We start from the raw sequence: 12,971 nt of genomic DNA on the forward strand, positions 1-12,971 counted from the left end.
GCACCGGGCCGTCGGACGGGCGGGGTCAGGCGTTCGTGAGCGCGTCCTCGAACTCCTCGACCTTCAGCGGGGCAGGTCGGAGACCCGCAGGAAGTCGCCCAGCGTGGTGCCGGTCGCGCTGGAGTCGACGTTCTTCGGTCCGCGGCCGGCGCGCACGTCGTCGAGGTTGATCGTGCGCAGGTCGTAGGAGAACCGGGTGACGTCGGAGGTGTTCGGAGCCGACGCGTGCAGGTGATTCGAGGAGAACATGAAGACGTCCCCGGACTGCGCGGCGATCCGGATCTCGCCGCGGGACTCGAAGTCCTCCAGCGGGAGGGGGTGCGGACGGGTGTCGGTGGTCTTCTCACCGGCGGCCGCGGTGCGGTGCTTGGCGACCCACTCGTCGTAGTCGTACTGGTTCGAGCCGTTCTTCACCGGGCGGTCGAAGTAGTCGGTGTACATGCTCATGACGTTCTCGCCGACGACGTCGTACACCGGGGTCCAGTAGTTCACGAGCTGCTGCGGGTGGCCGTACCACATGTCGCGGTGCGCCTTGTAGTTGTAGGACACGCCGGCGGTGAGGAACTGGTCGGCCGGGATGACGCGCAGCCGCGGGATGTCGAAGTAGGTCCGCTCGGGGGCGACACCGAAGTCGACGGCGAACTGCTGGCAGAGCGACTTGGTCTTCTCACCGTTGGTGAACTCGTGCTTGAGCGGCTCGACGCGGCGGATGAACTCGTCGACGTCCATCTCGTACTGGGCGCGCTCCGGGTCCATGCCCTCGAAGGCCTGACCGATGAGGTCCTTGGCGTGGTCGGCGAGGGCGTTCGCGCCACCGATCCCGGTGTAGAGATGGAAGTCGCCCCGGAACAGGGACTCGCGGCGCGCGTCGTCGTCGATCCGGCGGTTCAGGTAGACCGTGATCACCGCTTGCTCCTCCGTGCTGACTCGGGTTCGACACCCGTCTGACACCCGCTGACGCTAGCGGACACGATCGGGTGGTTGTCCACTATGCAACGTAGTAGAAGGGACTCTGCGACACCGTGACCGAAAGGTCCGGTTGATGCCACCCTCCTCTCTGTGATTAGGTGAGCCTCACCTATGGGGAGGTGGCGATGTCGGTCGTGACCGAGGACCGCGCGGCGGTCCGTGTGGTGGGCCTGCAGCGGGTCTCGGACGTCTTCGTCCGGGCCCGGCTCGAGGGGGAGGCGTTGGCCGGTCTCGACCTGCCCGGCGTCCCCGACGAGGCCTGCGTCTTCCACTTCCCGCTGCCCGACGGCGGCCGCGACGACCACGGTCGCTGGTACACCCTGCGCGAGGTCAGCCCCTGCCGCACCCGGGCGTCCATCGACCTGGTCTGCCACCCCGGCGGGGTCGGCGCGGGCTGGGCGCGACGGGCCCGGGTCGGCGACGAGATCGAGGTCTCGCACGCGAACAGTTGGTTCAAGCGCCCGGCCGGGGTCGGCTGGCAGATCCTCGTCGGCGACGCGGCGGCCCTCCCGGCGCTCGCCCGGATCGTCACCGAGACCCCCGAGGACATCGACACCGAGGTCGTCCTGGAGGTCGACGAGGTGCCGGCCGACTTCCCCGCGCGGGCCCGGGTGCGTCGCGAGCCCGCGAGCGAGACCGGCAGCCGGCTGGCGGAGATCGTCGCCGGGCTCGTGCTGCCGGAGGGGCCCGGCTACGTCTACGTCGGCGGTGAGGCGTCCGCGACCCGGGCCGCCCGCAAGCACCTGCGCCACGAGCGCGGCCTGCCGCCCGGCGCCTACGGCGTGCTCGGCTACTGGCGGCGCGACGCCGACACCTTCCGTCGCACCTGGCGGGCCAACCAGGAGCGCTTCGAGAAGGCCTACGCCGACGCGGCCGCCGCCGCCGAGGGCGACGACGAGCGGATGCTCGACCTCTACGAGGCGACCCTGGAGCGCGACGGGCTGATCTGAGCCGGGCTCACCCCTGGGCCGCGGCCGGACGACGACCTGGTTGACGTCGACCCCGGCGGGCTGTTCGAGCGCGAAGACCACCGCGCGGGCGATCGCGGCCGGGTCGAGGGCGATCTCGCCGCGCTGTGCCCGGTAGTCCGCGCGCAACCGCTCGTCGCCGATGCCCTCGACGAAGTCGGTCGCGACGAACCCCGGCGATACCTCGGTGACCCGCAGCGCGGGTCCCGCCTCCTGGCGCAGCCCCTCGCAGAGGGTCCGGACGGCGTTCTTCGTCGCGGCGTAGACGACCTGACCGGGGACGACCCGCAGGCCGGACGTGGAGGCGACCACGACGAGGTGGCCCGCCTGCTGGGCGCGGAAGACCGGCAGCGCCGCGGCGAGCCCGTACAGGACGCCGCGCAGGTTGACGTCGATCATCTCGTCCCACTCCTCGACCGGGAGCTCGTCGAGCGGACGGACCCGGCCCACCCCCGCGTTCGCCACCAGCACGTCGAGCCTGCCGAACTCGGCCCGTGCGCGGTCGACCAGCGCGGTGTGGTCGGCCCGGTCGCGTACGTCCATCGGCACGGTGACCGCCGTCCCGCCCGCGGCGCGCACCCGGTCGGCAACGGCCTCCAGCCGGTCCGCCCGACGCGCCCCCAGGACCAGGTGCGCCCCGCGGGCCCCGAGCTCGACCGCGGTCGCCGCGCCGATGCCCCCGCTCGCGCCGGTGACGGCGACGACCCTGCCGGTGATGGTGTCCTGCGTGTCCACGGCGTCTCCCGACTCGAAGTGATAACCCACTTACACGCTAATGTGATAGCCCGATCACAGCAAGGAGGGCGCATGGCCCGGCGGGCGAGGTTCCATCACGGCGACCTGCCGGGCGCACTCGTGCGTGCCGGCGTCGACCTGCTGGCCGAGGTGGGCGTGCGCGGGTTCTCGGTCGCGGTGCTGGCCCGCAGGCTGGGGGTGAGCACGGCTGCCCCCTACCGGCACTTCGCCGACCGCGACCGGCTGCTGGCCGCGGTGGTGACCGCGGCGGCCGGCGAGCTGGCGGACCAGATGGAGACCGCGGCCGCGCGGGCCGGGGACGACCCGGTCTCGCGACTCGCCGCCGTCGGCGGGGCCTATGCCGGGTTCCTCACCGGGCGCCGGGTCGGGCTGGACCTCGTCTACGGCGCCGAGCTGCGGGCACTGGGCGACCGCGACCTCGCGGCCGTGGGACGGCGGATCGGGGACGTCCTGCTCGCCCCGGCCCTGGAACTCGCCGACCCGGCCGCGGCGGTGTCGCTGATGGAGCGGGTGGTCACGACCGCCCACGGCTACGGCGCCCTCGACGTCGACGGCTTCCTCGCCGGCGCCGCGGTCGGCGGCGGCACGGTCGCCGAGCGGGCGGAGGCGGCCGTCGCGGCCGTGGTCCGCGGCACGGTGGGCACCCCGGGACCGGCGGCGGGCGGTCCGTGAGGCGGGCCCGTACCGGCGTGCCGTGGCACACCGACGGTGCGGTCGGCGGCCGCGCGGGCCAGGCGTAAAGTCGAGGGTCGGCACCCCGACCGGGTCGGGAGCCCTACCGCGACCCGGGCAGGGGTCTGCCCTGCCCGCGGTCGGCCCCCGCCGCCGCGCGCACCGCCAGCCCACCTCCACCGAGGAGCCAGCGCCGTCGTGGCCATCCTGTCCGGTCTGCTCACCTCCGCCCTGTCCGACGCCGGTCTCCGTGCCGCCGTCGATGCCGCCCGCGCCGCGGACACCCGCGCCGGTGAGACCCCTGCCGTGCAGGTCGAGGGCCCCTCCGCGGTGCGCCCGCTGCTCGCCGCCGGGCTCGCCGAGACCTCCACGGTGCTCGCCGTGACCGCCACCGACCGGGAGGCCGAGGACCTCGCGGCCGCGGTGTCGGACCTGCTCGGCCACGGCGAGGCGCCGGGCGCCGCCGCCGACACCGTGCACGACTGCTCGGGCGCACCCGTCGTCGTGCTGCCGAGCTGGGAGACGCTGCCGCACGAGAAGCTGTCCCCGCGCCCGGACACCGTCGCCCGCCGGCTGACGATCTTCCGCCGGCTCGCCTCGGCCGAGACCGCCCCGCGGGTGGTCGTGACCGCGGCGCGCAGCCTGATCCAGCCCGTCGCGCCCGGGCTGGGCACGCTCGACCCGGTCTCGCTGGCCGTCGGCGAGGAGCACGACTTCGAGCAGCTCCTCGTGCGGCTGGTCGAGCTGGCCTACAGCCGCGCCGAGATGGTGACCACCCGCGGCGAGTTCGCCGTGCGCGGCGGCATCCTCGACATCTTCCCGCCGACCGCCGAGCATCCGGTGCGCGTCGAGTTCTGGGGCGACGAGGTCTCCGAGGTGCGGTCGTTCTCCGTCGCCGACCAGCGTTCGGTCGGCGAGGTCACCCGGATCGACGTCCCGCCGTGTCGCGAGCTGCTGCTCACCACCCCCGTGCGCGAGCGGGCCGCCGAGCTGGCCCTCGAACAGCCCGAGACCGCCGGGCTCAACCGCAACCCGCTGCGCGAGCTGCTGGAGAAGCTGTCCGAGGGCATCCCCGGCGAGGGCATGGAGTCGCTGATCCCGGCGCTGGTCGGCGGGGAGATGCAGACGCTCACCGACCTGCTGCCGGACGGGACGCGGGTGCTGCTCGCCGACCCCGAGCGCATCCGGACCCGCTGCGCCGACCTCGTGCGCACCGGGCAGGAGTTCCTGGAGGCGTCCTGGCTGGCGTCCGGCTCCGGGGGCGAGGCCCCGATCGACGTCTCCGGGTCGGCCTACCGCGACCTGCGCGTCACGCTCGACCACGCGACGGCGACCGGCCGCCCCGTGGTGTCGCTGTCGCCGCTGCTGTCGGGTGCCGACGACGTCGTCGTGGCGGGCGTGCACGAGATCGAGCCCTACCGGGGCGACACCGACCGCGCGCTGACCGACCTGCGCGCCCACGTCGCCACCGGCGGTGCCGCGGTGCTCGTGCTGGCCGGGCAGGGCACCGCGGACCGCTCGCTGGAGCAGCTGCGCGAGGCGGAGGTCCCCGCCGCGGCCGTCCCGGTGCTGGCCGACGCCCCGGAGAAGGGGATCGTCACCGTCACCTGCGGGCGGGTGCTGAACGGGTTCACCGCGCCGGAGGTGGGGCTGGTCGTCGTCTCCGAGCCCGACCTGACCGGCAGTCGCGCCGGGCTCGACACCGCGCCGCGCCGGACCACCCCGCGCAAGCGCAACGCCGTCGACCTGGCGGTGCTGCAGCCCGGCGACTTCGTCGTCCACAACCAGCACGGCATCGGGCGCTTCGTCGAGATGAAGGAGCGCACCGTCCAGGGCGCCACCCGCGAGTACCTGGTGCTGGAGTACGCCAGCTCCAAGCGCGGCCAGCCCGCCGACCGGCTGTTCGTGCCGACCGACGCCCTCGACGAGATCAGCCGCTACGTGGGCGGCGAGCAGCCCGCGGTCAACAAGCTCGGCGGCGGGGACTGGGCCAAGACCAAGAGCCGCGCCCGCAAGGCGGTCAAGGACATCGCGGCCGGTCTGGTGCAGCTCTACGCGGCCCGCCAGGCCTCGCCGGGGCACGCGTTCGGCGCGGACACCCCGTGGCAGCGCGAGCTCGAGGACGCGTTCCCCTACACCGAGACCCCCGACCAGCTGTCGGCGATCGACGAGGTCAAGCGGGACATGGAGCGTCCGGTCCCGATGGACCGCGTCATCTCCGGCGACGTCGGGTTCGGCAAGACCGAGATCGCGGTGCGGGCGGCGTTCAAGGCGGTGCAGGACGGCAAGCAGGTCGCCGTGCTCGTCCCGACGACGCTGCTCGCCACCCAGCACCTGTCGACGTTCTCCGAGCGGATGCGTCAGTTCCCGGTGACCGTGCGCGGGCTGTCGCGGTTCACCGACCCGGCCGAGGCGCGGGAGACGATCGAGAAGCTCGCCGACGGGCAGGTCGACGTAGTCGTGGGCACGCACCGGCTGCTCCAGACCGGCATCCGCTGGAAGGACCTCGGCCTGGTGATCGTCGACGAGGAGCAGCGCTTCGGCGTCGAGCACAAGGAGCACATCACCGCGCTGCGCGCGCACGTCGACGTGCTGACCCTGTCCGCGACGCCGATCCCGCGGACCCTGGAGATGAGCCTGGCCGGCATCCGCGAGATGTCGGCGATCACCACCCCGCCCGAGGAGCGGCACCCGACCCTGACCTACGTCGGCGCCTACGACGACAAGCAGGTCGCCGCCGCCGTGCGCCGCGAGCTGCTGCGCGACGGCCAGGTGTTCTACGTCCACAACCGGGTCAGCTCGATCGACCGCGCGGCCAAGAAGATCCAGGACCTCGTCCCCGAGGCCCGGGTCGCCGTCGCGCACGGGCAGATGAACGAGGACCTGCTGGAGCGGACCGTCAGCGCGTTCTGGCACCGCGAGTTCGACGTGCTGATCTGCACCACGATCGTCGAGAACGGCCTGGACATCTCCAACGCCAACACCCTGATCGTCGAGCGCTCCGACACCCTGGGGCTGTCCCAGCTCCACCAGCTGCGCGGCCGGGTCGGGCGTGGCCGCGACCGCGGCTACGCCTACTTCCTCTACCCGGCCGACCACCCGCTCACCGAGACCGCGCACGACCGGCTCGCCACCATCGCCCAGCACTCCGAGCTGGGCTCCGGCGCGGCCGTCGCGATGAAGGACCTGGAGATCCGCGGAGCGGGCAACATCCTGGGCGCCGAACAGTCCGGCCACATCGCCGGTGTCGGGTTCGACCTCTACATCCGCCTGGTCGGGGAGGCCGTCGCCGCGTTCCGCAAGCAGGCGGGCGGGGAGATCGGGGCCGAGCCGGAGGAGCTGCAGGAGGTCCGGGTCGACCTGCCGGTCGACGCGCACGTCCCGCACGACTACGTCGACGGCGAGCGGCTGCGTCTGGAGGTCTACCGCAAGATCGCCGAGGCGCCCGACGACGCCGCGCTCACCGCGATCGTCGAGGAGCTGACCGACCGCTACGGCGAGCCCCCGACCCCGGTGCGCAACCTGCTGGAGGTCGCCCGGTTCCGCCAGCTGTGCCGCCGCCTCGGCATCCGTGAGGTCGCCTCGGCGGGCACCCAGCTGCGGATCGGGCCGATGCAGCTGCCCGACTCCGCCCAGCTGCGGCTGCGCCGGCTCTACCCGAAGGCGCAGTACAAGGCGGCCGCGCAGATCGTCACGGTGCCCAAGCCGATGCAGGGCAACCGGATCGGCGGGGCGGCGCTGCGCGACGTCGAGCTGCTCGGCTGGTGCGCGGAGCTGCTGCTGCAGATCGTGCCGACCTCCACCCCGGTGCACAGCTCGGCCTCCTCCTGACACGGTCCTGACGCGATCCTGATGAACACCCGGTGTACCGCCGGGGAACTTCGGGTGTCGGCGTCCGTGCTGTTTCCGGGACGTAACGGGACGGACTCCGGCGAACCGGTCGTCGGAGTTGTCGGGATCAATCGCGCGACGTGGGTTCCCATTCTTTCCGGTGATCCACAGCACTTCGCGGACGCGATCCACACTGTTTTACGATCAGGTCAACGGCGCGTGAGAAGGCCGTTTCCGTCGTGACTCCCCGTTTCTGGGAAAGAGGTGTGTCCGATGTCCGATCGCCGGCCAGACTCCACCGATTCCGCCGATTTCTGCACTCCGTGCCTGGTGTTGGACATGGACGCCGTCCGAGAACGGTATGCCGAATTCGGTGACGCGCTTACCGGGAGGCTTATTCATAAGCCGCAAAGAAGTAGAGGCCTACGATTGCCGCAACTGTGCTTTCGTATTTGCTGATGGGGTAGCGGTATCGGCCACCTTCTTCGCTGAGCATGCGCCATGTTTTGAGGTGCGCGATGGCGTGTTCGACGGCTGCGCGGATTCTGCCGAGGGCGGTGTTGAACTCGACTTGGCTGGGGTCGAGGTCGATACCGGGGGATCGCTTGTGCGGGACCGTGTTGATGCCCTCGACGCCGATGTAGCCGAGGTCGGCGACGGACGGGAGATCGCGCAGACGCTCCGCCAGCCCGGATGCGGCGTAGGCATGTGCGTCGTGGCGGGCGCCGTGAATCGGGACTTCGCCGACCGCGACGAGGACTCCGTCGAGGGTGGCGGCGATCTGCAGGTTCATGCCCGAGTAGCCGGCCTTGACCGAGAACAGGTCGGACACTGCGTTCCAGTCCCACGTCGGGCACACGGTGCCATCGACCAGCACTGTTCCGCCTCCGAGGACCTCCCGCGGGTCCTGACTTTGGTCACCCGAGCCTGGTTTCGCAGCTTGTACTGCGCTGAGCTGCGGTGATGTGTTTGCGCGGGAGCGGTGTGAGGCACTAATTCGGTGCTCTACGCTCGGTCAGGTGGCGTGGGTGAGGCGGGTACGGACGGCCTCCGGGGCGACCGCGGTCCAGATCGCCGAGTCCGTGCAGGGCCATCGACGGATCGTGGCCCATGTCGGGTCAGCGCACACCGAGGCCGAGCTGGGCCTGCTGGTCGAGCAGGCCCGTGGGCTGATCGACGACGCTGCACAGCAGGCCCTGGATCTGGGCGTCGCGCCGTCACCCCGGCGGGCCGAGCTGATCGCGCCCACCGCGGCCGGCGGTGCCACGCAGGAGGGGCTGTTCGGCCAGATGCCGCGGCGCGCCCCGAGCACCACAACCCGGCGGGTGGGTGCGCCGCAGGTGATCACGACCGGGTCGCGGGTGCTGTTCGACATCCTCGCCGAGGTCTACGCGGGCCTCGGGTTCGCAGAGGTCGCTGATGACACGTTCCGCGACCTGGTGATCGCCCGGATCGTCGAGCCCACGTCCATCCTGGACACCGGTCGGGTGCTGGCCGGTCTGGGCGTCACCGCGGCGAGCGAAAAGACGATGCGCCGCACCCTGCTGCGCTGCACCGGGCGCAGCTACCGCGACGAGATCGCGAGGGCCTGCTTCACCCACGCCCGTGGCAGTGGGGATGTGTCGTTGTGTCTCTACGACGTCACCACCCTCTACTTCGAGGCGGAGAAGGAGGACGACCTGCGCAAGGTCGGGTTCTCCAAGGAACGCCGGGTCGACCCGCAGGTCGTCGTCGGGCTGCTGGTCGATCGCGCAGGGTTCCCCCTCGAGATCGGCTGTTTCGAGGGCAACAAGACCGAGACCGCGACGATCCTGCCGATCATCGAGGCCTTCCGGGCCCGACACCAGCTGCCGGTCGAGCCGGGCGGGATGGTCGTGGTCGCCGACGCAGGGATGCTCTCGGCCGCGAACCTGCGCGACCTCGACGAGGCCGGCCTGCGGTTCATCGTCGGCTCCCGACTCACCAAGGCCCCGGTTGACCTGGAGTCGCACTTCCACTGGCACGGCGACGCCTTCGTCGACGGGCAGATCATCGACACCCTCACACCACGCGACCGCCGCACCGGGCGCAGCGAGAACAGCCCGAAGGTCAAGGCCGAGCCCGTCTGGAACCCCAACCAGCATCCGGGATCCTGGCGGGCGGTCTGGGCCTACTCCACGAAGCGGGCCGTCCGGGACCGGCGCACGTTGACCCTGCAGGAGAACCGGGCCCGCGAGGTCATCGCCGGCGAGAAGCCCGCGCGCACACCGCGGTTCGTCAAGGTCACCAACGGCTCCCGCGCCCTGGACGAGGCCTCCTTGGCTCGGGCATACCGGTTGGTCGGGTTGAAGGGCTACGTGACCAACATCCCGGCCGGCGGCGCAGCGGCCGGGGAGATCATCGGCGACTACCACGACCTCTGGCACGTCGAGCAGTCCTTCCGGATGAGCAAAACCGACCTACGCGCCCGCCCGATGTTCCACCACCAACGCCAGTCCATCGAAGCGCACCTGACCATCGTGTTCACCGCCCTCGCAGTCGCCCGCGAGATCCAGAACCGCACCGGGCTCACCATCCGCAACGTCGTCCGCCAGCTCCGACCACTGCGCTCGGCCACCATCGCCATCAACGGCACCCAGCAGACCTTCCCGCCCGCCGTCCCCGCCGACAAACAGGCCCTCCTCGACGCGCTCCGTCAGCCCGCGGCGAAGCACTAAGACAAGTGACCGAAGTCAGGTCCGAGGACCTCCCGCGGGTCGGGCACGACGTCGGCGAGGACCTCGCCGATCACCGGGCGCAGCAGGTCCCAGCGGCGACTGACCGTGGACTGGCTGACCCCGAAGATCGCGCCCGCGAAGTCCTGGGTCACGTTCTTGCGCATCAGCGTCACCACCATGGCCACTGACCGGAACAAGCCCAACGCAACAGGCCTACCTGCAGAAACGAACTTGCCGCCGCATCGGGCGTGTACTCTCACCACCAGATCGGTGAGTTGTCTATCGTCCAACCCTGTCATAGCTTTGAATCGCAACAGCTCTTCGCCGATCCTCGTTCGATGCCTGGGAACACCGAACAAACCGGCAAGGGCTGTTGCACTTCAAGCGCGACACACCGCCGTGCCGGTATCGAGACAAAATCGCCGGTGACGGCTTCCGTAGATCAACAGAATTACTCCCTTGTGAATAAGCCCCCGGCGTGGACCTGTTCTACGCGGTCAAGGCGAATCCGGACCCACGGCTCGTCGCATTCCTGGTCGGTCTCGGCGCACGATTCGACGTCGCCAGTCGGCCGGAGCTGGAACTGTGCCTGGCGGCCGGTGCCCGGCCCGCGGACATCTCCTACGGCAGCACCGTCAAGAAGGAACGCGACATCGCGTTCGCGCACCGCAGCGGCGTGCGCCGGTTCGCCGTCGACTCGGCCGCCGAGCTGGCGAAGATCGCCCGGTGCGCGCCGGGTGCCGAGGTGTTCGTCCGGGTCGCCTGCAGCGGCGCGGGCTCCTGCTTCCCGCTGGACCGCAAGTTCGGGTGCTCGCCCGCCGCGGCCGCGTCGCTGCTGCTCGACGCCGACGCGGCCGGGCTGCTCGCGGCGGGTGTGTCGTTCCACGTCGGCTCCCAGCAGCTCGACCCGGGAGCGTGGCGGGCCGGGATCGCCGACGCCGCGGAGGTGTTCCGCAGGGTCCGCGCCCGTGGTCTGCGGCCGTACCTGCTCAACCTCGGTGGCGGCTTCCCCGCGCACTACGACGCGCACGTCCTCCCCCTGGCGGACTACGGCGTCGCGATCCGGGACGCGGTCGCCGCGGAGTTCGGCGACGACCGGCCGGAGCTGATGATCGAACCGGGCCGGGGCCTCGTCGCCGGCGCGGGGACGCTCTACAGCGAGGTCGTGCTCGTGTCCGACCGGGACGGCGACGCCGGTCCGCGCTGGGTCTACCTCGACATCGGCCGCTTCGGCGGGCTCGCCGAGACCGAGGGCGAGCTGGTGCGCTACCCGATCCGCACCGCCCACGACGACGGTCCCCGCTCGCCGGTCGTCCTGGCCGGACCGACCTGCGACAGCGCCGACGTGCTCTACCGCAGGCACCCCTACCTGCTCCCCGACGACCTGTGCGCCGGTGACGTGGTCCGGCTGCTGCACACCGGTGCCTACACCACCAGCTACTCCTCGGTCGGCTTCAACGGGTTCGCCCCGCTGCGCTGCGTCTGCACCGGGGACCCCGCCACGGGCGGGTCCGGAACGTCGGTGCGTGCGGCTAACGTCGCCGTGTGAGCTTCCTGCGCCATCCCCACCTGTCGGGTGACACGCTCGTCCTGGTCGCGGAGGACGATCTGTGGACGGCTCCGGTCGCGGGCGGGCGGGCCCACCGCCTGACCCGAGTTGCACAGGTAGTCAGGGGTCGTGAGCCGTCGGTGCTGGTCAGCTGGCTGCTTGATCGGAGCAATCGTCAAGACCTGTGGATGAAGATCTTTTAGGCGGCTTCGGTGTGGGTGTGGGCATCGGGTCGTTCGACGAGGCGGCCGGCGTCGAATCGGGCTCCGGCTCGGACGAGGGCGACCAGGTGCGGTCCGTTCACGGCGCGCCATCGGTTCTGGGCGGCCTCGATGAGTTTGAACGCCATCGCCAGTCCGGCCGCGCGTGACCCGGGCCCGCGGGTGACCCGGGTGCGGTGGCGGACGGTCGCGAACGTGGACTCGATCGGGTTCGTGGTGCGTAGGTGTTGCCAGTGTTCGGCGGGGAAGTCGTAGAAGGCGAGCAGTTCGTCGAGGTCGTCACCGATCTTCGTGACGGCCTTGCCGAACTTCGCCCGGTAGGCGGCCTCGAAGCGGGCCACGGCGTCGAGGGCTCTGCGCTTGTCCTCGGCGTTCCAGATCTCGGTCAGCGCCTTCTTCGCCCCCGGATGCGCTGACTTCGGCAGCGCGGCAAGGACATTGGCGGTCTTGTGGACCCAGCAGCGCTGCTCGCGGGTCTGCGGGAACACCTCGCGCAGCGCGCCCCAGAACCCGAGCGCGCCGTCAGCGACCGCGAGCACGGGTGCTCGCATGCCGCGCCGCGCGCAGTCGCGCAGCAGATCGGCCCAGGACTCGCTCGACTCGCGGTAGCCATCGGTCAGGGCGACGAGTTCCTTGCCGCCGTCCGCGCGGACTCCGATGAGCACGAGTAGGCACAGCTTGTGTTCCTCGAGGCGGATGTTGACGTGGATCCCGTCGGCCCACAGGTAGACGTAGTCCACACCGGACAGGTCTCGGCGGGAGAAGGTCTGCTGTTCGGTCTTCCAGGTCTCGGTCAGTCTGGTGACCATCGACGCCGACAGGCCCGCGGTGGAGCCGAGGAACTGCCCGAGCGCGGGCACGAAGTCCCCGGTCGAGAGTCCGTGCAGATACAGCAGCGGTAACACCTCGGTGATCTTCGGAGTGCGGCGGCACCATCGCGGCAGGATCGCCGAGGAGAACCTGCAGCGGTGCCCGGTCTCGGGATCGATGCGGCGGTCGTCGACCCGCGGCGCCCGCACCTCGACGACGCCCGCGGCCGTGGCCACCTCGCGGGGCTGATGCGAGCCGTTGCGCACCACCAGCCGGTGGCCGTCGGTGTCGCGTTCGTCGGCGTGGCGGGCGACGTAGGCGTCGACCTCAGCCTGCAGCGCTTGCGCGAGCATCCGGCGGGCGCCTTCGCGGACCAGGTCGTCGATCAGCGAGCCGCCGCCCCGGCGGGGTTCATCGGTGTCAGCAGCTCCAGGAACTACGGTGAGCACGGGTCGTACCCTTCCGGCCGGCGTTGACCCGCCGGCCTTGCTTCAGAGCC

The 12,971-nt window shown here is 71.3% G+C and carries 10 protein-coding genes and 1 pseudogene; 6 read left to right on the plus strand and 5 right to left on the minus strand.

Going from position 1 to position 12,971, the window contains the following annotated elements:
• Positions 1-63 precede the first annotated feature (63 nt).
• Positions 64-906, minus strand: coding sequence for a hypothetical protein (locus KPL57_RS57695; protein ID WP_226358566.1), 843 nt, complete (start codon positions 904-906; stop codon positions 64-66).
• Between the two features lie 188 nt (positions 907-1,094).
• Between KPL57_RS57695 and KPL57_RS57700 the strand changes: the two genes are divergently transcribed.
• Entirely contained in the window at positions 1,095-1,919 is an 825-nt protein-coding gene (locus KPL57_RS57700; protein WP_226358567.1) for a siderophore-interacting protein, read from the plus strand.
• A gap of 75 nt (positions 1,920-1,994) precedes the next feature.
• Here KPL57_RS57700 and KPL57_RS57705 read toward each other — a convergent pair.
• Positions 1,995-2,702: pseudogene (locus KPL57_RS57705) on the minus strand (SDR family oxidoreductase); the annotation flags it as partial.
• A gap of 42 nt (positions 2,703-2,744) precedes the next feature.
• Here KPL57_RS57705 and KPL57_RS57710 point away from each other — a divergent pair.
• Both KPL57_RS57710 and mfd read left to right on the plus strand, forming a co-directional pair.
• Positions 2,745-3,365, plus strand: coding sequence for a TetR/AcrR family transcriptional regulator (locus KPL57_RS57710; RefSeq protein ID WP_226358568.1), 621 nt, complete (start codon positions 2,745-2,747; stop codon positions 3,363-3,365).
• A 207-nt stretch (positions 3,366-3,572) separates the two neighbouring features.
• Positions 3,573-7,196 (plus strand): transcription-repair coupling factor, encoded by a 3,624-nt coding sequence (gene mfd, locus KPL57_RS57715; RefSeq protein ID WP_226358599.1) that lies wholly within the window; start codon positions 3,573-3,575, stop codon positions 7,194-7,196.
• Between the two features lie 394 nt (positions 7,197-7,590).
• Here the strand turns inward: mfd and KPL57_RS57720 are convergent, their stop codons facing one another.
• Entirely contained in the window at positions 7,591-8,028 is a 438-nt protein-coding gene (locus KPL57_RS57720) for a transposase family protein (RefSeq protein ID WP_226358210.1), read from the minus strand.
• 187 nt (positions 8,029-8,215) lie between these two features.
• Here KPL57_RS57720 and KPL57_RS57725 point away from each other — a divergent pair, with 187 nt between their 5' ends.
• Positions 8,216-9,892 (plus strand): IS1634 family transposase, encoded by a 1,677-nt coding sequence (locus KPL57_RS57725; RefSeq protein WP_226350710.1) that lies wholly within the window; start codon positions 8,216-8,218, stop codon positions 9,890-9,892.
• On the opposite strand, the gene KPL57_RS57730 is transcribed toward KPL57_RS57725, so the two are convergent.
• On the minus strand, positions 9,889-10,071 hold the full coding sequence (locus KPL57_RS57730; RefSeq protein ID WP_226358569.1) for a transposase family protein: 183 nt from the start codon (positions 10,069-10,071) through the stop codon (positions 9,889-9,891). The genes KPL57_RS57725 and KPL57_RS57730 overlap by 4 nt on opposite strands.
• A gap of 299 nt (positions 10,072-10,370) precedes the next feature.
• Here KPL57_RS57730 and KPL57_RS57735 point away from each other — a divergent pair, with 299 nt between their 5' ends.
• Positions 10,371-11,441 carry a type III PLP-dependent enzyme gene (locus tag KPL57_RS57735; protein WP_226358570.1) on the plus strand — a complete coding sequence of 357 codons (1,071 nt, stop codon included), beginning with the start codon at positions 10,371-10,373 and terminating at the stop codon, positions 11,439-11,441.
• On the plus strand, positions 11,438-11,644 hold the full coding sequence (locus tag KPL57_RS57740) for a hypothetical protein (protein WP_226358571.1): 207 nt from the start codon (positions 11,438-11,440) through the stop codon (positions 11,642-11,644). The genes KPL57_RS57735 and KPL57_RS57740 overlap by 4 nt, the downstream gene beginning before the upstream one ends.
• On the opposite strand, the gene KPL57_RS57745 is transcribed toward KPL57_RS57740, so the two are convergent.
• Positions 11,641-12,921: an IS256 family transposase gene (locus KPL57_RS57745; RefSeq protein ID WP_226358572.1), complete on the minus strand. Its 1,281-nt coding sequence runs from the start codon at positions 12,919-12,921 to the stop codon at positions 11,641-11,643. The genes KPL57_RS57740 and KPL57_RS57745 overlap by 4 nt on opposite strands.
• Between the last annotated feature and the right edge of the window lie 50 nt (positions 12,922-12,971).

This window comes from Pseudonocardia sp. ICBG601 (genome assembly GCF_020496245.1).